The organism is Acinetobacter sp. NIPH 2699, from assembly GCF_022549355.1.
GTDB lineage: Bacteria > Pseudomonadota > Gammaproteobacteria > Pseudomonadales > Moraxellaceae > Acinetobacter.
Genome location: NZ_JAKZGL010000005.1, coordinates 49,183 through 74,554 on the forward strand (window position 1 = coordinate 49,183; position 25,372 = coordinate 74,554).

General features: G+C 39.1%; 24 protein-coding genes. 13 read left to right on the forward strand and 11 right to left on the reverse strand.

The features are described 5' to 3' along the window. The first annotated feature begins 19 nt into the window (after positions 1-19). Positions 20-781 carry a ferredoxin--NADP reductase gene (locus MMP72_RS06705; RefSeq protein WP_241315724.1) on the forward strand — a complete coding sequence of 254 codons (762 nt, stop codon included), beginning with the start codon at positions 20-22 and terminating at the stop codon, positions 779-781. Between the two features lie 101 nt (positions 782-882). Here MMP72_RS06705 and MMP72_RS06710 read toward each other — a convergent pair whose 3' ends face one another. Further along, complete coding sequence (locus tag MMP72_RS06710; RefSeq protein ID WP_241315726.1) at positions 883-1,305, reverse strand: hypothetical protein; 423 nt, start codon at positions 1,303-1,305, stop codon at positions 883-885. 207 nt (positions 1,306-1,512) lie between these two features. Between MMP72_RS06710 and MMP72_RS06715 the strand changes: the two genes are divergently transcribed. The 3 genes from MMP72_RS06715 (at position 1,513) to MMP72_RS06725 (ending at position 3,782) form a co-directional block, all read left to right on the forward strand. Beyond that, positions 1,513-1,713, forward strand: a complete 201-nt coding sequence (locus tag MMP72_RS06715; protein ID WP_241315727.1) for a hypothetical protein — start codon at positions 1,513-1,515, stop codon at positions 1,711-1,713. Positions 1,714-1,947: 234 nt separating this feature from the next. Beyond that, a complete protein-coding gene (locus MMP72_RS06720; RefSeq protein ID WP_241315729.1) occupies positions 1,948-3,510 on the forward strand; it encodes a mechanosensitive ion channel in 1,563 nt (520 codons plus the stop codon). Between the two features lie 95 nt (positions 3,511-3,605). Then, on the forward strand, positions 3,606-3,782 hold the full coding sequence (locus tag MMP72_RS06725) for a hypothetical protein (protein WP_241315730.1): 177 nt from the start codon (positions 3,606-3,608) through the stop codon (positions 3,780-3,782). A gap of 33 nt (positions 3,783-3,815) precedes the next feature. Here MMP72_RS06725 and MMP72_RS06730 read toward each other — a convergent pair whose 3' ends face one another. From MMP72_RS06730 to metG, 8 genes are all read right to left on the reverse strand, one after another. Further along, positions 3,816-5,012, reverse strand: a complete 1,197-nt coding sequence (locus MMP72_RS06730) for an NAD(P)/FAD-dependent oxidoreductase (RefSeq protein WP_241315732.1) — start codon at positions 5,010-5,012, stop codon at positions 3,816-3,818. Positions 5,013-5,065: 53 nt separating this feature from the next. Continuing rightward, complete coding sequence (locus tag MMP72_RS06735; RefSeq protein ID WP_241315734.1) at positions 5,066-5,938, reverse strand: pyridoxal-phosphate dependent enzyme; 873 nt, start codon at positions 5,936-5,938, stop codon at positions 5,066-5,068. 65 nt (positions 5,939-6,003) lie between these two features. After that, entirely contained in the window at positions 6,004-7,068 is a 1,065-nt protein-coding gene (locus MMP72_RS06740) for an HlyD family secretion protein (RefSeq protein ID WP_241316070.1), read from the reverse strand. Between the two features lie 146 nt (positions 7,069-7,214). Beyond that, complete coding sequence (locus MMP72_RS06745; protein WP_241315736.1) at positions 7,215-8,861, reverse strand: MFS transporter; 1,647 nt, start codon at positions 8,859-8,861, stop codon at positions 7,215-7,217. 13 nt (positions 8,862-8,874) lie between these two features. Further along, entirely contained in the window at positions 8,875-9,423 is a 549-nt protein-coding gene (locus MMP72_RS06750; RefSeq protein WP_241316072.1) for a TetR/AcrR family transcriptional regulator, read from the reverse strand. Between the two features lie 130 nt (positions 9,424-9,553). Further along, the gene (locus tag MMP72_RS06755) at positions 9,554-10,522 is read right to left on the reverse strand and encodes an MBL fold metallo-hydrolase (RefSeq protein ID WP_241315738.1); all 969 of its coding nucleotides are present in this window, start codon (positions 10,520-10,522) and stop codon (positions 9,554-9,556) included. 241 nt (positions 10,523-10,763) lie between these two features. Beyond that, positions 10,764-11,120, reverse strand: a complete 357-nt coding sequence (locus MMP72_RS06760; RefSeq protein ID WP_241315740.1) for a hypothetical protein — start codon at positions 11,118-11,120, stop codon at positions 10,764-10,766. 208 nt (positions 11,121-11,328) lie between these two features. Then, on the reverse strand, positions 11,329-13,377 hold the full coding sequence (gene metG, locus MMP72_RS06765) for a methionine--tRNA ligase (protein WP_241315747.1): 2,049 nt from the start codon (positions 13,375-13,377) through the stop codon (positions 11,329-11,331). A gap of 203 nt (positions 13,378-13,580) precedes the next feature. Here metG and MMP72_RS06770 point away from each other — a divergent pair, with 203 nt between their 5' ends. Beyond that, positions 13,581-14,045, forward strand: a complete 465-nt coding sequence (locus MMP72_RS06770) for a hypothetical protein (protein WP_241315749.1) — start codon at positions 13,581-13,583, stop codon at positions 14,043-14,045. A gap of 59 nt (positions 14,046-14,104) precedes the next feature. Here the strand turns inward: MMP72_RS06770 and MMP72_RS06775 are convergent, their stop codons facing one another. Further along, complete coding sequence (locus MMP72_RS06775) at positions 14,105-14,602, reverse strand: hypothetical protein (RefSeq protein WP_241315750.1); 498 nt, start codon at positions 14,600-14,602, stop codon at positions 14,105-14,107. Between the two features lie 109 nt (positions 14,603-14,711). On the opposite strand from MMP72_RS06775, the gene MMP72_RS06780 reads away from it, so the two are divergent. From MMP72_RS06780 to MMP72_RS06795, 4 genes are all read left to right on the forward strand, one after another. Beyond that, a complete protein-coding gene (locus MMP72_RS06780; protein ID WP_241315752.1) occupies positions 14,712-15,248 on the forward strand; it encodes a GNAT family N-acetyltransferase in 537 nt (178 codons plus the stop codon). A gap of 187 nt (positions 15,249-15,435) precedes the next feature. Beyond that, positions 15,436-15,885 (forward strand): hypothetical protein, encoded by a 450-nt coding sequence (locus MMP72_RS06785; RefSeq protein WP_241315753.1) that lies wholly within the window; start codon positions 15,436-15,438, stop codon positions 15,883-15,885. A 158-nt stretch (positions 15,886-16,043) separates the two neighbouring features. Further along, positions 16,044-17,273: an iron-sulfur cluster carrier protein ApbC gene (gene apbC / locus MMP72_RS06790; protein WP_241315756.1), complete on the forward strand. Its 1,230-nt coding sequence runs from the start codon at positions 16,044-16,046 to the stop codon at positions 17,271-17,273. Between the two features lie 172 nt (positions 17,274-17,445). Next, positions 17,446-18,321: a 5'-methylthioadenosine/S-adenosylhomocysteine nucleosidase gene (locus tag MMP72_RS06795; protein WP_241315759.1), complete on the forward strand. Its 876-nt coding sequence runs from the start codon at positions 17,446-17,448 to the stop codon at positions 18,319-18,321. A 26-nt stretch (positions 18,322-18,347) separates the two neighbouring features. Here MMP72_RS06795 and MMP72_RS06800 read toward each other — a convergent pair whose 3' ends face one another. After that, positions 18,348-18,905, reverse strand: a complete 558-nt coding sequence (locus MMP72_RS06800) for a DUF2062 domain-containing protein (RefSeq protein WP_241315762.1) — start codon at positions 18,903-18,905, stop codon at positions 18,348-18,350. A 227-nt stretch (positions 18,906-19,132) separates the two neighbouring features. On the opposite strand from MMP72_RS06800, the gene dcd reads away from it, so the two are divergent. The 4 genes from dcd to MMP72_RS06825 all read left to right on the forward strand — a co-directional run bounded on the left by dcd (position 19,133) and on the right by MMP72_RS06825 (position 25,316). Then, positions 19,133-19,702, forward strand: coding sequence for a dCTP deaminase (dcd, locus tag MMP72_RS06805; protein WP_241315763.1), 570 nt, complete (start codon positions 19,133-19,135; stop codon positions 19,700-19,702). Between the two features lie 255 nt (positions 19,703-19,957). Beyond that, on the forward strand, positions 19,958-21,349 hold the full coding sequence (locus MMP72_RS06810; RefSeq protein ID WP_241315764.1) for a hypothetical protein: 1,392 nt from the start codon (positions 19,958-19,960) through the stop codon (positions 21,347-21,349). 573 nt (positions 21,350-21,922) lie between these two features. Continuing rightward, entirely contained in the window at positions 21,923-23,332 is a 1,410-nt protein-coding gene (locus tag MMP72_RS06815) for a hypothetical protein (RefSeq protein WP_241315765.1), read from the forward strand. 571 nt (positions 23,333-23,903) lie between these two features. Next, on the forward strand, positions 23,904-25,316 hold the full coding sequence (locus MMP72_RS06825) for a hypothetical protein (RefSeq protein ID WP_241315766.1): 1,413 nt from the start codon (positions 23,904-23,906) through the stop codon (positions 25,314-25,316). The last annotated feature ends 56 nt before the right edge of the window (positions 25,317-25,372 follow it).

The following is a 25,372-nucleotide window of genomic DNA, read 5'->3' on the forward strand; positions in this document are numbered from 1 at the left end:
TTCGTGCCACGTTCTCATCATGTCAATTGAAAAATTTAGCGTAGAAAAAGTTTTATCGGTACAGCGCTGGACCAGCAACCTTTTTAGTTTCACAATGACTCGACCAGCACACTTTAAATTTACCGCAGGGCAGTTTGCTCGGATTGGTTTAATGGTCGGTGATGAGCTGGTGGTTCGTGCTTATTCAGTGGTGTCTTCGCCATATGATGAAACCTTAGAGTTCTTTTCGATTGTGGTACCCGATGGAGCATTCACGTCTAACCTACAACATCTACAAGTCGGCGATGAGCTTTATCTCGAAAAAATATCTTATGGATATTTAACGCTGGCGCGCTATCAACAGCCGTTACCGCAAGATTTATGGTTGTTGGCAACAGGCACAGGTTTAGCACCGTTTCTTTCTATGTTGCAAGACTTTGAAACGTGGAAGAAATATCAGCAAATTACTTTGGTTTACAGTGTTCGAACGGCATCTGAGTTGGCGTATATCGAGCGCATTCAAGAGATTGCGGAATTGTTTGGTGAGGGACATTCGGGTTTTAAATTTGTGCCGATTATCACACGTGATCCAAATGCAGTTTTACATGATCGTTTGCCAGTACTGATTGCAAATGGTGAGTTAGAAAAGGCTGTAGGACTGTCATTCAATCCTGCCAGCAGCCATGTGATGTTATGTGGCAATCCACAAATGGTTGATGATACCAAAGAAGCATTAAAGCTGCGTGGTCTCACGATGAATCGACGTGGTGAAGGGAATATTGCAGTTGAAAACTATTGGTAATGAGGAGCGATTGTAGCTCCGCAAGGGCGTTGTAGCGGCATAAGGTCGATTGACTCGGTGATGAATCTAAGCGAAGTAAGGTTAATTTCAATGGCTATGTTTTAATGAACAAACATATCCATAAATTCACGGATTTCTTGAATTGCAGTTTCAACATCTGTCGTGAGCCAAGTTGGTTCGAAAATCCCTGTATAATGTTCTAAACGATCTTGTGGTACAACCAAGCGAACAGGGCAATCTTCTTCCAATAAACGCCAAGGTAAAATCGGAACTTCATTATCTAAAAAAGGCTGTATATTGCGAATATCAATAATCATTGCATTGATACAATCAGGCAATGGCATCACAGAAAGTTCTTCTGTGCGACGACGAAAATATTCCAAATCTCCCCATTTCAGGATATAGCTCGGCTTATTGAACTCAATAATTCCAATCAAATGTTCGTCGCGTGTGTGATGTAAAAAACACTGATGCGTAACATCGGTGTCTAACTCAAGAGAAACGCGCTTTTGGCTATAGGACATAAAGCAGAATATTAAAGAGATGAGGGCGCTATTATAGCTTACTTTTATCGCATTCTAAAATCGCATATATTTTAAACAAAAGTGCAAACAATAAAAAGTAGTGTTATGCAAACAAGACAACGATAGTCCGAAGTTTCTTCACACAATGCAACATTGGGTACTGCTAAGATAAAAGTCAAATAAGCAATAACAAGAGGGCTAGCTACGATGCATGATTTTAGTAAGCCAAAACCGCATGTAGAAAGTAAGGAAGATACAGCGCGGAAACGGAGACTCCCCGTCTATATGCTCATCATTGTTGGAATATTTCTGATCGCGCTGCTTGTATTTATGCTCGCTGACCATTCAGCAAAACCAACAGCACAGGTGATCATGTCTCATTTGCAGACGTTGGTGCTGCATGCTTAGACCATCATTTAAGACCATATTCGATTGAATAATTGAGTAGCTAAGGCCCTTTGGTATAAATCAAGGGGCTTTTTGCAAACTCTTACATGTTTTTTGTTGTATTAGTGATGCGGTTGATTGATTGGGAAATAGACAAAAATTAAGGTTAAAGCATCCATAAATTATGTGCTTGCTCATTAAAGCGATCATGAGTGGATAGTACAGAATGTAAAAACATGACATAAGGATAACAACATGAATGAATTTTTTAGAGACCCTTCCCAAAAAGGAGGGTTCGATGCAATGTATTATTGGGATCAGTTTCAGCCTATTTTAGCTGCAATTGCGATTCTGTTAATCGGGTGGATCATTGCATTGGTGATTGCAGCAGGTGTAAAGAAATTACTGCAAAAACTTGGTACCAATAATAGATTGTCGTCTGCTACAGGTAGTACACCGAATATTGAGGGTATTGTTTCCAAGATTGTATTTTGGTTCATTATGATCCTTGCTGTTGTAGGGGCGTTAAACGTACTCAACATCAATAGTATCAGTGATCCATTTAGTAATATGGTGGGCAGTGTCTTACTGTTTATACCGCATCTTATCGCTGCGATTGTTGTTGGTGGACTGGGTTGGCTTATTGCCAGTTTAGTACGAACGGGCATCACACGTGTACTTGCACGAACTGAGCTTGATGAAAAGCTAAGTGGTGAAGTTGGTGTTGGTTCGCTCAGCAGCAACATTGGTGAAATTATATACTGGTTAATTTTATTACTCTTCTTACCAATTGTTTTATCTATTTTAGGTCTAACAGGTCTACTGATTCCCGTGCAGAACATGGTGAACGAAGCAATTGCTTATTTACCAAGTTTGTTTATTACTGGTGTGATCATTTTTGTAGGCTATATCCTTGCAAAAATCGTTCGTGGAATTGTGGAAGGCTTGGTCAGCAGTGTGGGGCTACAAGCACAAGCTGAGAAGGTAGGATTATTTAAAAACTCTAGCGTTGGTAAATTTTTAGGCTCTTTTGTTTTTGCTGTGATAATGATTACGACATTGATCATTGCATTTGAGGCATTAGGGGTAGATGCAATTTCTCAACCTGCAACAGCAATGCTCAATGACATTATGTTGGCAATACCACAAATCATTGCAGCGATATTGATTTTAATTGTTGCATACGTGGTTTCTCGTTTTGTCGGACGTTTAGTTGCTGAACTCATTTCAGGGGCTGGTGTTGATGAAGTTCCAATGAAGCTGGATGTGCAGCGTTTCCTTGGACAAACACGTGTTTCTGATGTGGTTGGCTATTTGATCGTCTTCTTTACCATGTTATTTGCGGTATCAGAAGCTGCAAATCGACTTGGATTGGAACAGGTTAGTGTTCTGATTGCGATGTTCATCCAGTTTGGTGCAAGTATCTTGCTCGGTGCTGTGATTCTAGTGATTGGTTTCTGGCTAGCAAATGTCGTTGCAAATGTCGTGCAGCGTGGTGAATATAATTGTTCACGTTGGTTGGGTACGCTGGTTCGTATCTTGATTATGGGCTTAGTCATTGCCATGGGCTTAAAAGCAATGGGTATTGCAGACTCGATTGTGAATTTGGCATTCGGTTTAACGCTTGGTTCGGTCGCTGTTGCATTTGCACTGGCATTTGGATTGGGTGGTCGTCAACCTGCTGAACGTTTACTGGGTGATTTGCTCGATAAAGCAAAAGCTGATGCGAAACAACCAAATCCTTTGCATAAAAACGAGACTGTTTCACCTAATACTGTTCAACCGACACCGCCATCTCCACCACATTCGGATGAATAGAAAAAATAATCTTTGATTTTTTTTTCCAATTCGACCACTCTTATCGAGTGGTCGTTTTACTTTTATATGAATAAAAAAATTTATAGGAGATTGAAATGAAGAAGCCAAATCGAGTATTCGCGCCGATTATTATTGCAGGGATCACTGTAGGTTTTTTGGCGAGTGCTTATAAATTTGTCTTTGCGAAATCAAATGCTGAAAAAGAACAATCAAGCTCAAACGCACGCAAGGCATCTTCTTCAGAAGCAGAAAAGAGTTCCGAGCATCGTTGAAGTTCTGAGCCAGCTCTCGATTGATGTCGCGGTTTAGACAAATTGGGCGGCAGCTTGTGCTGATGACCATGCCCATTGGAAGTTATATCCACCTAAGTGTCCCGTTACATCAAGCACCTCACCAATAAAATATAAGCCCTTCTGTTTTTTACTTTCCATGGTTTTGGATGAGACTTCGCTGGTATCTACACCACCGAGGGTGACTTCGGCTGTGCGATAACCTTCAGTTCCAGAAGGTTTTACTGAAAATGCATGCAATTGTGTGGCGATGTGTTCAAGTTGTAGATCACTGAGATTGCCAATCGCAGTCTCGCTTTGCTCAGCCCAAATTAATTGTTGTAATTCGAGTACGATACTTTTGGCGGTAAATTCACTCAACAAAGTACGGAGCAGTACTTTGGGCTGTGTTTTTTTCTTTTCTTTAAAGAATTGAGCAAAATCTTGGCTTGGGAAAAAATCAATGTTGAAGCGTTCACCGACATGCCAGTAATTTGAAAGTTGTAATGCGCTTGGTCCACTTAAACCGCGATGGGTAAACAGCAGTGCTTCCGTGAACTGATGGCGATCATTGCTTAAGCTTGCGTCTAATGCATTGCCGCTTAAGCGTGTAGTGACTTCTTTAAATTGATCTGAAAAAGTAAATGGAACTAAGCCTGCACGGGTTGGGAAGACATGATGACCGAATTGTTGTGCCAGCTCATAACCAAAACCTGAACCGCCTAAAGTGGGAATGGATAATCCACCGGTGGCGACAACCAGTGATTCACATTGATAAGTCCCTTGGTTGGTTTCGATCATAAAACCTGATTGTTTTTGTGCTTTAACATGTTGCACTTCACAATGCGTTTCAATTTCGACGTGTTTGGTTTTTGCACATTCTGTGAGCAACATTTCCAAAATCTCTTTAGCACCTTTGGTGGTGAAAAGCTGTCCATGCTTACGTTCTTCATATTCGATGCCGTACTCACACACCAAACCGATGAAATCCCAATTGGTGTAGCGTGATAATGCAGAAATAACGAAGTGTGGATTTTCAGAAAGAAAGTTTTCAGGTTCAACATCGAGGTTGGTGAAGTTACATTTACCACCACCTGACATTAAAATCTTTTTACCGATCTTATTGGCTTTTTCGAGTACCACAACCGAGCACCCACGTTTGCCTGCCTCAGCAGCCAACATCAAGCCCGATGCACCTGCACCTAAAACAACAACATCAACTTGATGAACCATGAGGATTACTCGGTAGACGAAAAGCGGGCAATTATAAAAGATTTAAGCGGCTTTTAGTATGTTTTAAGCTTGCCTTGTAAACCGCCTGTATGAATCACCAAAATTCGAGTATTTGCAGGGAAATAGTTTTGTTGAATTAAATCAAAAACTCCCATCATCATTTTAGCGGTATAGACCTGTTCTAGAGGGATGTCATATTGTTGTTCAAATTGCTGTATAAACTTCAGTAGTTCTGATGTGGTTTTGGCATAGCCGCCACAACAATAAGCATCTGTGAGCGACCAATTGTTTTTATCCGTCCATTTTTCAATATCTTGTTTCAGAAAATCGCCTTTTAATGCAGAAAAGCCTAAGACTTGTTGATGATCAGCACTGCTTTCGATGATGCCTGCAATTGTCCCACCTGTTCCAACTGCACAGCAAATCACATCATAATTTTCTAAGTCATCATCCGATAGAATTTCTTGAGTACCTTGAATGGCAAGCGCATTTGTTCCACCTTCAGGGATAATAAAAGCCTGTGGGTATTGCTGTTGTAACTGTTGCAGATACTCCGCTTCATGGCGCAGACGATATTCAGCTCGACTGACAAAATGCAGTTGCATACCAAAATCGTGCGCCGTTTGTAGCGTTGGATTCAACGGTTGCGATGCTAATTCTTCGCCACGGATGATACCTATACTCTGAAAACCAAAATGCTGTGCTGCGTAAGCGGTTGCAGCGATATGATTTGAATATGCACCGCCAAAAGTAAGGACTTGAGTCAAGCCTTGTTGTTGAGCGACCAAAAAATTGTACTTAAGTTTAAAAAATTTATTGCCTGAAATCTGAGGATGGATTAGGTCTAAACGTTTTATTGTTAGTTGAACAGGATAGGGCAGTTCTAATGTTTGATAAGGTATGGGAAAAGCAATGTGATCAAACATTTTAGTTAAAAAGAAATGAATTTGACCACATTGTAAATGGATTTGATTGAGAATGTCAGTATTGCTTAAGAGTCAGTATCCACTGAAGTAATCACTGACATACCCGGACGCAAGTTTTCGATGCCTTTTTGATTTGGATCAATGGCGATACGTACAGAAATACGTTGCACTACTTTGGTAAAATTGCCTGTCGCATTATCTGCTTTCAATACACTGAATTCTGAACCTGCCGCAGGAGAAATTTGCTCAACACGTCCCGTAAATTTTTGATGGTTCATCGCATCAACAGTGAATGTGGCTTTTTGTCCAATTTTCATATTCGCGATTTGGGTTTCTTTAAAATTTGCAATCACCCAAGTTTGCTTTGGAATTAAATAAAGCAATTGAGTACCTGCTGCAACGTACTGACCTACACGTGGATTGACCTCGCCCAATTGACCCTCTAAAGGTGCGACAATTGTACTGTAATCCTTGGTGGTATTGGCTTGGTCCAGTTGGGCTTGTGCGCTATTCACTTGTGCTTTCAAGCCTGCTTCTGCCACTTGGGCTGTCTTTAACGCTTCTTGTGCGACTAAAATATTGGCTTCTGCCTGCTTGAGTAAAGCAAGATTATTTTGTGCATCCGCAGCAGCTTTATCTTGTTCAGATTTTGAAGCAGCACCACTATTCCCCAGTTGTTGATAGCGTTTTAATTGTGTGGTTGATAGTTCATATTGCGCTTTGACTTGCTCCAATTTTGCTTGGGCTGCAATAACATCAGCTTGGCGCTGTGCGATGACTTGAGTTTGATTGGCAAGGCTATTTTGGGCCTGTTCTACACCCGAAACGGCTTGAGTGACTTTTTGATCATAGGTTGTTGCATCAATATGCATCAGCACTTGACTTTGTTTTACATGATCAAAATCTTTAACCAGCACATCTTTGATATAGCCATTAATCTGTGAGGACAAAATCGTAGTTCTGCCTTTGACGTAGCTGTTATCTGTGTGTTCGATTGCCGTATGAAATGGGCCAATTCGCCATGCCCATAAAATAATGGTAATGCCAACGATGAGTACGAACAGCATCCACCATAAGGTTGACGTCTTGGGTTTAATAATCTTGCTGCTTGGTGGAGGCGGCGGTGGCATTTGAGCAGCAGATTCAGGTGCATCTATGGGCTGAGCAGTCGCCGTTGCCTCAGTATCCTTGGCAGCTTGATTTTTCTCAGAATGGGATTCAGTTTTATCTTTTGTTTCTTCAGACATAATATTTTCTCAATCAAATACACATAAAATTAATGGGTCGCTTTTATATTTTTCTGGTTGATATATCGATTGTACATATATCTAAATAATCCCCAGATCAGGAGCACAATAGCGAAGATGCCATTCAGTGCAATCACATCGTTATATGCTCGTACCTGTGCTTCGCGAGTGACCACTTTATTCAAATTCTGTAAAGCTTGATTCTGTTGCAAAGCTGGATCATTGGTGGTGGCTATAGCACTATGTTGATAAGTTTGTAGCCGCTGAGCAACCACAGGATCGGTTGGGTCGAGTCGACTATTGATTTCGACTTTGTAATTGGAGGTGTGATGTTGTTGATAGGTATTGAAGAATGATGAACCAACCAACCCGCCAAAATTTTGGGTTGCAGTAAATAACACAATAAATGTTACGACATACTGCGGTCCTTTTTGTAATGTGCGGACAAAGCCCATCAACAATAATGGGCCAATAAATACACCACCTGCAAAACTCACTAAAAATTGGCTCCAATAGAAATTGGTCGGACGGACATCACTGGTGAGGTGATAATCGAGTGTGCAGGCAATCAGAATTAAAAATTCAGCGAGAAAAAGATTTAAAATTAAACGGTCTTTATTAAAAGTAACTGCGCTAAATACGGAACCAGCAACGGTACCAAGGAAAATAACCATATAAAACGGAACAAATTGGTCAGGGCCCATTCCCATGGTTTTTAGAAAATTAACAGCAGCGTAACTTTGTTCGGACATGAGTAAACGTAAGGCAAAGGCACTGGCAATAAAGCTTAAAATATCTCCTGTCGCGAGCCAACGCGTCATAATGAGTGGATTACTACGGTAATGCTCGTAAGTTAAGCCCAAAACAATCAAACAAAAGCCCGCAATCAAGGTATAGGCCAGCCATTGGCTATCGAACCACCAGACAATCGGGCCTTGGGTAAGGACAATACATAAGCAGGCAAGTCCGGGAGCAAGTAAAGCAAAGGTAAAGAGGTCTTGTTTTTCAAAAACATCTAAACGAAGACTACGTGGAAGTTTTAATGACACGACCATTGCGAAACAGCAGATGGCTAGCCCAAGCTCAAAGGTATAGATCACATCCCAAGGATTGGCACTCAATAAAGAAGGCGAAATAATCCAAGCTAATGGTAGCCCTAATTGCTGAAAACCAAAGGCAAGATAAATTGCTTTTGCGACATCCGCACGGCTAAATGCCTGCATGATGTAATACATTCCCAGAGAGCTGAGTGGGGCGGCAGCTAGACCCGCAATGAAACGGACAAATAATGCCATTTCATAAGTCTGGACAAAAATATGTAAGATTAAGACGCCAATAAACGCCAGCAGGCCAATTTCTGAAAACAAGCGTAAGCCATATTGCTGACGGGCTTTGAACAAGATTAAGTTGGAACTGACATTTGCCATCACATAAGCCGCAGGCAACCACGCTGCTTGTGAAGGCGTTAAACCATATTCACCTTGGAAAATAGCTAAATTGGCAATAATAAAGCCGTTGCTGAGGCTCGCAGAAATAGCGATAAATAAACCAATTAGAAAAAAAGCAACCCGTTTAGTGGTGGAATGGGCGATTGCCGCAGGCGAACCCGGTAAGGTTGGACGCTCATCAGGCGACCAATCAGGAGGAGTTTCAAGATAACGAGGTGTTTTATCCATCCTATGCCCCGAGCTAAACTTTGATACCGTTTAATAATAATTGTATTGCTCGCTTTGCCAGCCGAACTTGTTCTGATGCTGTGTGTCCTTGAAATGAAGAACCTAAAATTGCAGTGATCATTCCGAAATCTTGGGGCGTTAAATCTGGACGGCACAATTGATGTTGTATGGCTTGGTCAATCAGCGGTTGTAATGCTTTATCTCGCCGTTCATAAAGGTTTAGCATGATTGGGTCATGGCGATCAATGATGCGCCAGTAATCAATCAATACAATCAGATGAGGAAGTTGTTCGATATGCGCTTCAATTAAACGGAGAAAGCCATCATCGAAAGCCTGTAAAGCTTGAGCCTTTTGTTCTAATCGAGTGATGGCTTGTTCTAGCAGCGCAGCGATTAACGCCCTACGATCAGCAAAATTACGATAAAAGGTGGCACGACCAACACCAGCATGATCAATGATCGCTTGTAAGGGCACATGTATACCTTGAGTTCGAAAAATTTCCTCTGCGGCATTGAGTAGCTCATCACGGTTATGAGCAGCCTGTTGCTGACGATTTAACATGCGTAAAATTCTAGGAATATTGATATAATATTTAACGGACATTTTTGTCCGATGTAAATTCAAGTCATTTTAATTTTTGTTTTAGTTAGGTAAAAGCGTGCAGTAATTTATAAAGCACGCTAAGGTTTTATTAATCTTTAAAATGTACAGGAATCCATTGATAGCTTTTACTATCTGCCGAATAAATATGTCCAATACCCGGAAACGGTAAATGCGGTGCCGCGATGGTTTGTCCATTCTTTGCAAAATTGGCAAACTGTTTTAAACGTGTTTCAACGGCTTTTTTCGGGTCGATATCATATTCGATTGCAGTCTCAGGTTTATCGAATTGAACGGTATGTGAATGCACGATATCACCAATAAAGACCACACTTTGATCTTTGGTTTTTAGCTCATAACTATAGTGTCCCGGGGTATGCCCAGCCGTGTTAATGACTTTAAAGCCTTGAATTTCATCACCTAACTTAAATGTTTTAAAGCGTTGTTTGGCTTGATAAGGGGCAATGGCTTCCTTAATTTTTTCAACTGTACCTAAGTAGTTGGCTTGTTTATCTTTTTGTAATTTTGCCGCTTGTTTAGAATCTAGCCAATACTTTGCTTCATCATCTGACACATAGACGGTTGCATTTGGGAAATTGGCAGTGCCTTTTTGGCTGATGCCACAAACATGGTCGGGATGTAAATGCGTGAGTAAAATGGTATCGACCTGTTCAGGTTTGTAGCCTGAAGCCTCTAGGTTTTTTAGAATTGAGCCTAAATGTGCACCAAAACAACTGGCTGCACCGCTATCCACTAAAACCAGTGATTTCCCTGTATTAACGAGAAAGGCATTGATTGAGGTTTGTACGCCTTTATCTTGATCTGCATAGTATTTCTTCAAGATTTGTTGTACTTGTTGCTGCGAAATATCTTTAAACAAGCTTGGTGACATAAAGTTAGTGCCATCGAGCAGGGCAGTGATCTGTACATCACCCACTTGGTGTTGATAGTAGCCCGCAACCTGTTTTTGAGGTTGAATTGGTAGTTGGGGATTGGCGGCTAATGTTGAGAAACTAAAGAAAATTGAGCTTAACAAAGCTGATACTAGAGTTTTATTCATTTATAGATATTCGCTAATTTAGTTGATTTGTTTATTTTTTAGCATAGATAACTGTAGATTTAAAGTAAGAGAGTCTTCTCAATGTATAGTCTAGTAATGGAATATTAAAGAAAGCACTTAATTAATATACTTTATCACCCATGTTTCATGCCCGTATTCTTGTGAAAAAATGGGTAATATTCAGTTTAATGATTTTAAATGAGAAGCCCTAATAACTTCTCATTTATTTTTAATAAAATGATTATTTTGTACAATTAGGCTGAGATAAATCGATAATCTGTGTTCCTTCTACACGATAACCAATTTGGCCTACGAGAAAAGCATGATTCAATTGAGTAATAACTACATCAGATAAAGCGACAGAACAAGGGTTTTTCTCGATTGCACGATCAATTGCAGTTTTAAAATTAGGGATACCAAGAGGAAATAAGACAACAGGTACTTTATCTTCACCTGTGACACGTTGACCTTTAATAAACTGATTTGAGTTAATATTATAATTTTTGGTTGATGCAACCGTCATATCTGCCATACGTACAGAACAACCAGTTGAAAATAAAATTGTTACTACAGCAGTAAGTGATAAAATTTTTTTCATAAAAAACCCCTTAAAATAACTTATGATTAAAAGCTAGTGAATTTTATTTGTTTATTTTATAAAAGCAATAAGAATATATTTAAAAACATCGATAAATTTAAAATTCTGTTTAGTCTTGTTAAAAACCGTAATGTACTTCATAACTAAATACATTACGGTTTTTTCATTTAATTACGTTAAATGATATTTAAAAGTTTGGAGGTAGTAGTTAAGAAACCTTATCGCCTGCTTTTGCGCCAGATTCAGGAGAAATCACCCAAACACCTTCACCATTACCAGCGGCAAGCACCATACCGTTAGAAATACCAAAACGCATCTTACGAGGCGCAAGGTTTGCGACCATCACCACCAATTTGCCTTTTAAGTCTTCAGGTTGGTAAAACTCACGAATACCACTAAACACATTACGCGGTTCAGCTTCACCGACATCTAAAGTCAATTGCAGCAATTTATCAGAACCTTCAACAGTTGCAGCTTCCAATACTTTTGCCACACGAAGATCAATTTTCATGAAATCTTCAATGCCAATGATTTCAGATTCACCCACTTTTGGCTCAGGCTTTTTCTCGGCTTTCTTCTTCTCAACTTTTACTGGTTCAGCCGCAGCAGTTAAAGAGTCTTTAGAAGCATCAACCATCGCCGCAACAGCTTTAGCATCAACACGTTGCATCAATGGCTGGAATTGTGCGATTTCATGACCAATCAAGATTTGCTTACGCGATTCAAAGTTAAAGCTGTCAAGTTTTAAGAAAGTTTGTACTTGTGCAGCAAGTGTTGGCAATACAGGTGATAAATAAACTGCAAGCTGGCGGAATAAGTTAATACCGACTGAGCAGACATCATGAACTTGTTGTTCTTGACCTTCTTGCTTGGCAAGTGCCCACGGTTTTTTCTCATCAATATATTGGTTCGCTTTGTCTGCTAGAGCCATGATTTCACGAATCGCCGCAGAGAATTCACGTGCTTCGTATGCTTGTGCAATTGAATCGCCTGCATCAATAAAGCTTTGCACTAACTCCGGCTCAGCACAGGTACTTGAAAGAGTATTATTGAAATTGGTATTAATGAATTTTGCACAACGGCTAGCAATATTCACCACTTTACCAACAAGATCCGAATTCACTTTTTGAACGAAGTCATCTAAGTTCAAATCAGAATCTTCAACTTTGTCTGAAAGCTTAGAAGCAAAGTAATAGCGTAAATATTCAGGATTTAAATGCTGTAAATAAGTTTCAGCTTTGATGAATGTACCGCGAGATTTCGACATCTTCTGACCATTCACCGTTAAGAAACCATTGACGAATAAACCAGATGGCGTACGGTAGTTTGCACCTTCAAGCATTGCAGGCCAAAACAGCGCATGGAAGTAAACGATGTCTTTACCAATGAAGTGATAGACCTCATTGTTTGAGTCTTTTTTCCAGTAATCATCAAAGTTTAAATCTGGACGTTTGGCTTTAATATAGTTTTCAAAACTCGACATATAACCAATCGGTGCATCGACCCAAACATAGAAATATTTGTTTGGCGCATCTGGGATTTCAAAACCGAAATAAGGCGCATCACGTGAAATATCCCAATCCGATAAACCAGCTTCAAACCATTCATCTAACTTGTTGGCAATCGAAACAGGGAGGCGACCTTGGTCACGGGTCCATTTTTGTAAATATTCTGAGAAATTCGGCAGTTTAAAGAAGTAATGATCGGATGATTTCTCAACAGGGGTCGCACCACTTAAAGTTGAACGCGGGTTCTCTAATTCAGTTGCGTTATAGGTTGTACCACAGACTTCGCAAGCGTCGCCGTATTGATCTTCTGATTTACATTTCGGGCAAGTCCCTTTAATGAAACGGTCAGATAAGAACATGCCTTTTTCAGGATCAAAAAGCTGATTTACAGGACGAATCGCAATATTGCCTGCTTCACGGTTTTTAATATAAATTTCTTCAGACCGTGCTTTATTCTCGTCACTATTGGTTGAATCATAATGATCGAAATGCACACCAAAACCATCAAAGTCACGGATATGTTCTTTTTGTACGTTGGCAATCTGTGCTTCTGGGCTAATACCATTTGCTTCAGCACGTAGCATAATCGCCGTACCATGAGCATCATCCGCACATACGTAAGTCACGTCATGACCCATTGCACGCATCGCACGAACCCAAATATCTGCTTGGATATAACCGAGTAAGTGACCCATATGGATAGGACCATTGGCATAAGGAAGGGCATTGGTGACTAAAATTTTACGCACGGATATTGTTCTCTCATTCGTATTTACAAGGTGGATGATTTTACATGACTTAACACTGACTTGCACAAGGGAATCGGTGAAATCTTTTCAATGCTTTTTGATCTGCTCATTTTAAGACTTCATGCAATCTTCACATTGGTTTCAATCAAAGCACATCTCTTTTACTGAGAATAGCAACAGGCTTGAATCGATAGGAGATTGTAATGCGATCTTGGACTTTAGTTTGTGCAGCTTTGTCAGCAAGTTTGGTTTCTGTTCTTAGTTTTGTGATTCCGTTGTGTCTCTATTTAAATTTTCAGCAGAGTCATTTGATTCATGTGGTGAGTAATGGCATGGAAGTCATGATCTATCTGACACCATTGCTCATGTTTTTTACTTTTATCTGCTATTTAATTGTTTTCGCAGTAGTGAAATTGCCCACTCAGATTTTTGATCTATCCCAACTATTAAAAGTCAGTCTTATCTTTTTCACCTGTTGGATGTTTTTAGTAATCGTCATCTTATTAGAGGATCAAGTGAATCAGATTGATTTCTCAACTTTAATGATGAGTCTTCTTATCTATTTTGCTCTTGTACCCGTACTTGCTTTGGGATCTATGAGTGCGAATGTCTGCTATTTTGTGATGAATACAAAGAAAAGAAGTCGGATGGATATTTCTTATGAATAATGCATCCAAAACCGTAGGTGAATTGAAGTATTGTAAGTAAGAGTATGCACCCCGAAGGATCACATACTCTGCATTTGTTTCACAGTTACGCTGTGTTTTGAATTTTTTCTTAAAGAGATAATCTTTCCTTTAGATAGGAAATGAATGTGATAGCTCTTTAAAGCATCAGTTTTAGGATCAATGGTAATTTCAGCAAACATTGGTGTCTGCCAAAGTTCATCACTGCCTAAAGTTCCTAACCATGCTTGTGCTTTTAGTGCCACAGTAAATTCATCTTTGAACTCAAGCTCAGTAATGCTGAGTTCGCTGCACCAATGTTCGGTTTTAGGAAACTCAGCTTTAGAAAATTTCCAGCAAATGGTCAGAGCCAGACTGCTTTCAACAGGTGCTTTATCGTCACTCTGTTGGTGAATCACAGGAATTAACTGTTCAGCAAGATCCTTTTCAAAAGAAAGAATCATGTTTTGGATTCTTCTTTTACTGGAAAGAATGTACTTCAAACGTTTTTCTTGGGCTTGAAGTTCCTGCTGAATTTCTAAAAGTTCATTTTCATTCATATTAGGTAATTTTGACAACGAGGTCTATGATTGAGATATTGCGGAAGTATATCCGAACTATCTCCTTATATTGTTAATAGTTTTTAATACAAATTTATTGGTTGTAAAAATGATCGAAACCGCACGGCTACGCTTAAGACAATGGATACCAGAAGATTATCCACACTTTGCTGTGATGAGTACCAATCCGCAAGTCATGCAGTATTTCCCGAAATTACTGACACGAGCAGAAAGCGATGCCATGATTGATAAAATGAAATCGATTATTGAGTCACAAGGTTGGGGCTTTTGGGCAGTTGAATTAAAAGAAAACCATCAATTTATTGGTTTTGTCGGTTTGCATGATCAACCCACGCAATTTTCCTTTTCGCCTTGTGTGGAAATTGGGTGGAGATTAGATCAGCCCTATTGGGGACAGGGCTATGCGACGGAAGCGGCAAAAGCGGCATTAGCATTTGCATTTAATCAGTTGAAACTAGACAAAGTTGTGTCATTTACCACACTGGAAAATGAGAAATCGCAAGCAGTGATGAAAAAATTAGAAATGAGAAAGGTCACAACATTTCAGCACCCAGCTTTAGAACCAGATCATCCATTAAGTTGGCATGTCTTGTATGAAATATCTAAAAATGAGTTTTTGAAGTAAATTAACCGTTATGCATTTATATGATTTTTATATCTAAAAATTCAAAAGGTTATCAATCAGAAATGATTTGAATCTTCCTGTATGTCCTTTGTTTCAATTTGCTGCAATCACAAAAAAATGGATATAAACGCGGTATAACTAAGGCTGCTCCAAACAATTTATATTTACCTATAAGTGAGGAATTACGATGACAAATGAAAAAATTGATGAGCTAAAAACTCAAGCAGCTGACTTAGGTAATGATTTAAAACACAAAGCAAAAGAAGCGCAATTACAAGGCGAAAAGGCAGTAGATGACTTAAAGCACTCAGCAGAGGAGCTTAAGTTAAAAGGTGAAAAAGCCCTTGATGATCTAAAAAAAGATGTTTCTGAGCAAAATGCTGAAAGTAAAGAAGCTTTTTCCGACAAAGTAGATGAAATCAAATCTAAACTTGAAGATTCGCAGCATAGTGTCCAAGATAAATTTGACCATTTGAAAGAAGAAGCGAGTCATAAGTTAGATGATGCAAAAGCAAAAGCCGCTGAATTAAAAGATGAAGCCGCAGCAAAATTTGATGATCTCAAAGCTCAAGCGAGCCATAAACTGGATGATTTAAAGAAAGCTGCAACAGACACTTTAAATAAATTCAAGGGTTAATTGTTGGATCAAACCTAAATAACCTAGGCTCATATTCAGAGAAGAAAATACGCTATAAAAAATGAGCAATTATCTTCTTTGATATGAGCGTCACTTGTTCAATACTGCTAAACTAGCCAAACTCAGTCCTATGTTGATCTGTTTTTGGAGTAAACAAAATGTCGTGGCTTTCTTCCTTAAAATCTGTTTTTTCACCAGCACAAGAAGTGAAGGAAGACGAGATTCAAACAGTTCTACAAAATTATGTCTTACCACATTCAGAAAATGGCTTAAAAGATCGGATTAGCCAAGTGAATGTCCAAGGTCGTATTTTACAACTCACGATTAATACCTTTCCCCAAGAAAAAGATCATTTACAACAAATTCATGATGAACTTGCTGAAGCCTTAGAAAAATGTGGCATTCAGGAGTTAAATTTACATGTCGTTCAACAAAAACATGCTGCGCATGGTGATGCAGGTCATAGCTGTTCATCTAAGCCAAAAGCAGAAAACGCAAATTTGCCGCCTGTCATGGATGCTTCTCCAAAAGCTGAAGTTGATCCAAACAACCCACCGATTCAAAAAGCCGCACCGCAACAACGTGATATTGCAGCTCATCCACGAATTCAAAATGTCATTTTGGTATCATCAGGTAAAGGCGGTGTCGGCAAATCAACCACTACAGTGAATCTTGCGCTCGCGCTACAAAAAATGGGCTTAAAAGTTGGCGTGCTCGATGCTGATATCTATGGCCCAAGCATTCCGACGATGCTTGGAAATGCAGGTCAAACACCGCTGATCGAAAATGAACATTTTGTTCCTTTAGATGCGTATGGCATGGCGGTGATTTCGATTGGTCATCTCATTGGGGCACAGAATACCCCTGTGGCTTGGCGTGGACCAAAGGCGACAGGCGCATTGATGCAGTTGTTCAATCAAACCCTTTGGCCTGATTTGGATGTCTTGGTGATTGACATGCCACCGGGAACAGGTGACATCCAATTGACATTGGCACAGCGTATTCCAGTGACGGGCGCAGTGATTGTGACAACACCTCAGAATGTGGCACTCATGGATGCGGTGAAAGGGATTGAATTGTTCAATCGCGTCAATATTCCTGTGCTTGGTGTGATTGAAAATATGTCAACGCATATCTGTTCGAATTGTGGTTTTGAAGAACAAATTTTTGGGATTGGTGGTGGTGATCAGCTTTCTGAGCAATACCACATTCCATTATTAGGGCGTTTACCTTTAGACGCTAAAATTCGTGAACATGCGGATCAGGGTAAACCAAGTGTGGTTGCGCAAGATGCTGCGGCTGAAAGTTTTATGAATATCGCGCAAGTGTTGCTTGAGCAAATGGAAAAATTGCCAAAGCATCAAAGAAATGACAAGCGTATTTTCTAAATACATCTCTTTGCAATGTGAATGATTCAAACGACCCAACATAATTCATTCTGTTGGGTTTTTATTTTCCAATCAAAATGATTTTTGATGGATAAGAGCTTAAAAAATATACCGTTTAGTAAAAAATGGCATGTGGATTGCTTATTCTTTCTTTTAGATTGAGAGTAGCTGAATGGCATATTTTAAACGTTTCATGGGTATTGCTAGTGTTTGCACCGCTTTGTTGCTGAGTGCATGTAATGGGGATAACGATTCTAGTGCTGATCAAACGCAAGAAAAAACTCAATTACAACCGATCGTGATACAAGGTGCATTGCCGATTGAATCTGAAAGAATGGCATCAAAATTAGACCATGTCAGTGTTGAAACGATTGGAGGCTGGACGTTTTGGAAGGGAAGCTATAAAGGTTATCCCATGATTATCTCGAAGACCCGCATGGGCATGAGTAATTCAGCCGCAGCAACCGCAATTGCCATTCAGCATTACCAACCCATCGCAATTATTAATCAGGGCACTTCAGGTGGGCATGATCCAGATTTACATGTGTTTGATATTGTTCTCGGTAAATACACGACCAATATCGGTGCATTTAAAACACCGTATCAACCAATGGGTGGCGGTTCAAATGCATTGGAATGGAATGAAGCATTTGATGTTTTACCTGATGATGAGTCAGATCCTGAACCGATTGCCATACGCAAATTTGAAGGTGATCAAGAGCTATTGGTTGCTGCCTATAAAGCAAAAGTGAACTATACAAAAGGACAAGTAGTGGAAGGCACCATTGGCTCTGCTGATGTCTGGAATAATGAATTGGATCGAATTAACTTCTTGCATAGCAAATACGGGACTTCTATTGAAGAAATGGAAGCAGCATCGGTTGCACAAATCGCACATCAATTTAAAGTGCCATTCCTTGGCATTCGGGTTTTATCTAATAACATTACCAATAATGGTGCTTATGACCCTGCTACAGGTGAGGCATGTCAGGATTATGTATTAGATGTTGCAGAACATTATATGAAGGCAAAAACTACAGCTAAATAGAAAATAATGTGGGGAGAAGAGGCTTATTAAATGGCTTCTTCTTTTTTATTTTTATAACGATTTTTCCAACTTTTAACAAGGAACCAACGCCAGAGTAAATGTGTCGCAAGATAGAATAAAAACGCAAATAAAGTGGCTTCAATGATCAGTCCTGATACTAGGATTTTGGCTAAACTGAGGTCAATATGACCATGTCCAAAATTTTTAAGCCAGTTGATGATTTGATGTAAAACCCCAAGCAACATCTCTTGATTAATCATATTCACATGATAAATTTTACTACCAAACCAAAAACCTAAATACAGAATGGGAACCACGGTAACAGGATTGGTTAACCATGCCATACATAGGCCGATGGGCAAATTTACTTCAATCCACAACACCGTCAAAATGATAAATAGGCTATGAAATGGGACAGGTAAAATTCCCCAGAAAGTCCCAATGAACATTGCTTTTGCGATTGAATGACGATTTACATACCAAAGTAGTGGATTTAAGGCACGCTGACCAAAAAATTTCATAAACTTAAGGTTGGTCACTTTTTCCGAAGAGGGAAGCCACTTATGAAAGAATTGCTTAGGCATAAAATGGGAAATGTATCAAAGAAAAAGAGCTGCACTTTTCAAAATAGCATGCTTTGCTTAGTTCAAACTTAAAAGCCGTGAGGTTTTATGATTCTATCGCTGCTTAGCACTTATGATCTTATACCTCGGTCAATAGGTCTTATAATCGATTGGGGTGTTGTTTTCATTAATGCCATTTTACGTTAAAGTAGCTGCCAATCATCAACTTCGTTTTTGGGTATAAAGACATGGCTATAAAATCTGATCGTTGGATTCGTGAAATGAGCGAAAAACACGGCATGATTGAACCTTATGCAGAAAATCAAGTTCGTTTCGATGAAAATGGAGAAAAGTTGATTTCTTATGGGGTCTCAAGCTATGGCTATGATGTCCGTTGCGCGCGTGAATTTAAAGTCTTTACCAACGTGCATTCTGTCATTGTTGATCCAAAGAATTTTGATGAGAAAAGCTTTATCGATATCGAATCGGATGTTTGTATTATTCCACCCAATTCATTTGCGCTAGCACGCACTGTTGAGTACTTCCGTATCCCACGTAATGTACTGACCGTGTGTTTAGGAAAATCAACCTACGCGCGTTGCGGTATCATCGTAAACGTAACACCTTTAGAGCCAGAGTGGGAAGGTCACGTTACCCTTGAATTTTCCAATACCACAAACTTACCTGCACGTATTTATGCGGGTGAAGGTGTGGCACAGATGCTGTTCTTTGAAAGCGATGAAGTCTGTGAAACGTCATATAAAGATCGTGGTGGTAAATACCAAGGTCAAACTGGTGTGACGTTGCCGAAGACTTAATACTCCAAGAGTATTCACCATGCAATTCGTGTGGTGAATACTCATTCAGAAATATAAAAACTACTAAAATTATAAGTTACAAAGTTACAAAATGAATAAGCTAGTAATCTAATAAAAATAAGCTACAATTATTTTTGATTGATCTTTTTTTATACAAAATTTTCAGGTGGATATTACTTTGTGATGGATATCTGTATATATGAATACACGGAATAAAAATAATGATGTATGGATATTTTAAACACGGAGGTCGGTATGCGACAGTTTAAGTCTCTTTATTTAGCAATGTTTGCTGTAAGCAGCTTATGCTTGAATTCTGCCTATGCTGCGTCTAATACACTACAAAGTTTAAGCGATAGTGAGCTGTCTGCGACAACGGGTCAGGCATTAATGAGCTTATCGTTTATTTCACCCACTGATCTAGCCAATAAAGAAGCACAACGTGTTGGTGGTGATACAAGTGTAGGCTTCTATAAGCTGGGATTGGAAGCCAATATGGAGCTCAATGTTAATATTAAAAAGCTTCAATTGGGATGTGGTGGTGTAAATGGAGCTGGTGGTTGTGATATTGATATTGATTATCTGAGTTTAAGTGGTTTGGGTAACTCTGAGACCTCCAATACCGATAGTGCGGCTGATCGAGCGGCTCGTGCGGGTTCATCTGCAGTCTTGACCAATCCATTTATCGAATTTGCCATTAGAAACCCAGATAAAGCATCAACGCGTGAAATTGTTGGGATTAATTTAAGCTCTGAGAAAGCAATTGGATTGATTACTTTTGGTTTAGAAAATGGCCCTGCCAAAAGTGGTATTAATTCCCTAAGTGGTTATATGGAGATTGCTGCAACAACAGGTCTTGCCAATGTGAATGGTTTCGGTACAAGTCTTGTAGGAGGGGAGGCGGCAAAGGGGACACTAAATCAGTCTGATGGCTATAATGCTATTACGGGTAAAGTGTGTAGTCTTCCTCTTCTTTGTGTTCCTACTATTAATTTTGCAACGACTTCTTATGCCCTTAATCTTCGAGATAAAGCAACGGGAAGCAATATTTTAAAGGGTGATTTGTACCTTCCAAGACAAGAGATTACAGGGAAGCGTATTAATAGTGCAGCTTTAACAGCAACAGCAACAGTTCGAGATATTGACTTGAGTGGGAATATTGTTGCCAATGCAATAGGATTAAACTTAGATAGACAAGTAACAGGTACAATCCAGAACTTAATGGTTGATGTCGCGATCAGTGAGAATTTGGGTTTTTTCCATAAAGCTAATCTAAATGGTACGGCAGCCTCGTTATCATTGCAGTCTAAAGATATTCAATGGAGCAATAATAATTCTGTTTCTCAAAATGGTTGGTGGTTAGAGTTCTCAGACCCAATTGACATCGGATTTATAGAACCTACTCTTAATGTAGATATTCCTAAAGCGACCCTTAATGAGGCATTTGCCCAAGTATCCAATTACTTGAACAATAATCCTATTAATTGCGGTACATTTGGGGTGTTGAATTGTCTTTTTGGGGACACGATTCCTACAGGTACAGTCAACTTAATCAACGCGACACGTCCACAAATGGCATTGGTTGATTTAGAGTTAGCAACCCAAAAGTTTACACCTAACTGTTATGGCACTTTAAAGTTCTGCTAATTTTTTAAATTCCAATAAGCCTCTGCTTTATTTTTATTAAGTGGAGGTTTTATGCTGATTAACTTAAATATTTTCATTAATATATTGTCTTTAGATCAGCGGATATACTTTATATTGAGTTTGAATTGCTAGAGTCTTGAGCTTATCTCTTTATGGACGACCTGTTCTAATTCTAGAAAGAATGGCTTCAATAAAAACTCTAAGATTTTATTTGAGATACCTATCAAAATTAAGGATGGGGAGCATTGCTCCGCATGGTCTTTAACATAGATCAGTAGTGTTGATCATTTAATATTGGTTTGCGCATAGCGAGTAGTAAATTCGATTTCAAGATTGGATTTTACCTACTCGCTATTTTTTATTCATAAAATGCCAACAGACCTTACTGAAATGATCAATGCATCAGACGAATGAACTACTAATTTAAAAGAAATAGGCTACAATCAAGAGAGTTTTATTCATTTTTTGTACAAAAAATACAGATAAATATTACGTTGTGATTGGTATTTGTAAGTATGGAAACTTGGAATAAAAATAATCATGTATGGATGTTTTAAACACGGAGGTCGGGGCATGCGACAGTTTAGGTTTCTTCATTTAGCAATGTTTGCTGTAAGCAGCTTATGCTTGAATTCTGCCTATGCCGTTTCTAACACGCTACAAAGTTTAAGCGATAGCGAGATGTCAGCAACAACGGGTCAGGCATTGATGAGCTTATCATTTATTTCACCCACTGATCTAGCCAATAAAGAAGCGCGGCGTGATGGTGGTGATGCAAGTGTGGGTTTCTATAAGCTGGGATTAGAAGCCAACATGGAGCTCAACGTTAATATTAAAAAGCTTCAATTGGGATGTGGTGGTGTAAATGGAGCTGGTGGTTGTGATATTGATATTGATTATCTGAGTTTAAGTGGTTTGGGTAACTCTGAGACCTCCAATACCGATAGTGCGGCTGATCGAGCGGCTCGTGCGGGTTCATCTGCGGTCTTGACCAATCCATTTATCGAATTTGCGATTAGAAACCCAGATAAAGCATCAACGCGTGAAATTGTTGGGATTAATTTAAGCTCTGAGAAAGCAATTGGATTGATTACTTTTGGTTTAGAAAATGGCCCTGCCAAAAGTGGTATTAATTCCCTAAGTGGTTATATGGAGATTGCTGCAACAACGGGTCTTGCCAATGTGAATGGTTTCGGTACAAGTCTTGTGAGTGGTGAGGCTACTAAAGATAACTTAAGGCAATCAGATGGTTATAATCCTATTTCGGGAAAAGTCTGTTCGGGGCTTGGTTCTTGTACTCCTAGTAATTTTACAAATATTAATTTTAATACCGAAGCCTATACCCTAAACCTTCGTGATAAAGCCACAGGTAGTAATATTTTAAAAGGTGATTTATACCTACCAAGACAACCGATTACAGGGAAGCGTATTAATAGCGCTGAGTTAAAAGCAGAAGCAACGGTTCGAAATATTGATCTGAGTGGAAATATTATTGCCAGAGCGGCAGGAATATTAAATTTGGACCGACAGGTATCTGGCACACTCCAAAATTTAATAGTTGATGTGGCAATTAGTGAGGATTTAGGTTTTTTCCATAAAGCGAACTTAAATGGTACTGCTGCTTCCTTGTCTTTACAGTCCCAAGATATCCAATGGACCAATAATAATTCGATTTCTCAAAATGGTTGGTGGTTGGAGTTCTCAGATCCAATTGATATTGGGTTTATTGAACCTGCTCTCGCTGTAGATATTCCCAAAGCCACACTTAATGAGGCATTTGCCCAAGTATCTCATTATTTGACTAACGTTCAACCGATTAACTGTGGTTCAGCTGGTGTCTTAAGTTGTCTTTTTGGTGACACGATTCCCACAGGTACAGTCAACTTAATTGATGCAACACGTCCACAAATGGCATTGGTTGATTTAGAGTTAGCAACCCAAAAGTTTACACCTAACTGTTATGGTACTTTAAAATTTTGCTAATTTTTTTAAATTCCAATAAGCCTCTGCTTTATTTTTATTAAGTGGAGGTTTTATGCTGATTAACTTAAATATTTTCATTAACATATTGCCTTTAGGTCAGCTGCTACACTTTATATTGAATTTGAATTGCTAGAGTCTTGACTTATCTCTTTTATGGGCGACCTGTTCTAACTCTATAAAAAATGGCTTCAATAAAAACTCTAAGATTTTGTTTGAGATACCTATCAAAATTACGGATGGGGAGCATTGCTCCGCATGGTCTTTAACATAGATCAGTGTTGATCATTTAATATTGGTTTGCACATAGCGAGTAGTAAATTCGATTTCAAGATTGAATTTTACCTACTCGCTATTTTTTATTCATAAAATGCCAACAGACCTTACTGAAATTATCAATACATCAGACGAATGAACTACTAATTTAAAAGAAATAAGCTACAATCAAGAGGGTTTTTATTCATTTTTTGTACAAAAAATACAGATAAATATTAACGTTGTGATTGATATCTGTAAATATGGAAGTTTGGAATAAAAATAATCATGTATGGATGTTTTAAACACGGAGGTCGGCATGCGACAGTTTAGGTTTCTTCATTTAGCAATGTTTGCTGTAAGCAGCTTATGCTTGAATTCTGCCTATGCCGTTTCTAACACGCTACAAAGTCTAAGCGATAGCGAGATGTCAGCAACAACGGGTCAGGCATTGATGAGCTTATCGTTTATTTCACCAACTGATCTAGCCAATAAAGAAGCACAACGTGTTGGTGGTGATACAAGTGTAGGCTTCTATAAGCTGGGTTTAGAAGCCAATATGGAGCTCAATGTTAATATTAAAAAGCTTCAATTGGGATGTGGTGGTGTAAATGGAGTTGGTGGTTGTGATATTGATATTGATTATCTGAGTTTAAGTGGTTTGGGTAACTCTGAGACCTCCAATACCGATAGTGCGGCTGATCGAGCAGCTCGTGCAGGCTCATCTGCAGTCTTGACCAATCCATTTATCGAATTTGCGATTAGAAACCCAGATAAAGCATCAACGCGTGAAATTGTTGGGATTAATTTAAGTTCTGAGAAAGCAATTGGATTGATTACTTTTGGTTTAGAAAATGGCCCTGCCAAAAGTGGTATTAATTCCCTAAGTGGTTATATGGAGATTGCTGCAACAACGGGTCTTGCCAATGTGAATGGTTTTGGTACAAGTCTTGTGGGGGGGGAGGCCGCTAAAAACACCTTAAAGCAATCAGATGGTTATAATCCAATTTCGGGTGAGGTGTGTTGTACATTGTTTGGTACGGGTAATATTCCATTTGATACAACAGCTTATAATTTAAATCTTCGTGATCAAGCGAGTGGAAGTAATATTTTAAAAGGTGATTTATATCTTCCAAGACAAGAAATTACAGGGAAGCGTATTAATAGTGCAGCTTTATCGGCAACAGCAACAGTTCGAGATATTGCATTGACAGGGACGATTGATGCGACTGCTAGAGCACTCGGTTTCATTAATATACCTTTGACAGGTAAAAATGTAACGGGTTTGATTCAGAATCTGATGGTTGATGTAGCGATCAGTGAGGATCTGGGTTATTTTCATAAAGCGAACCTAAATGGTACAGCGGCTTCCTTATCTTTGCAGTCTAAAGATATCCAATGGACCAATAATAACTCTATTTCTCAAAATGGCTGGTGGTTAGAGTTTTCAGATCCAATTGATATCGGGTTTATTGAACCTACTCTCGCTGTAGATATTCCGACAGCGACTCTTAATGAAGCATTTAATCAGGTTAGTAATTTTCTGAAAAGTAATGAGGGGCGAATTTTTTGTGGGAACAACCTTGCAAGTAATTGTCTTTTTGGTGATGATATTCCAGTTGGTACAGTCAACTTAATCAATGCAACACGTCCACAAATGGCATTAGTTGATTTAGAGTTAGCAACCCAAAAGTTTACACCTAACTGTTATGGCACTTTAAAATTTTGCTAGATTCAGTTGTAAGAAAGAAAAAGCAGCTTTGACTGCTTTTTCTTTTATTCGCTCAT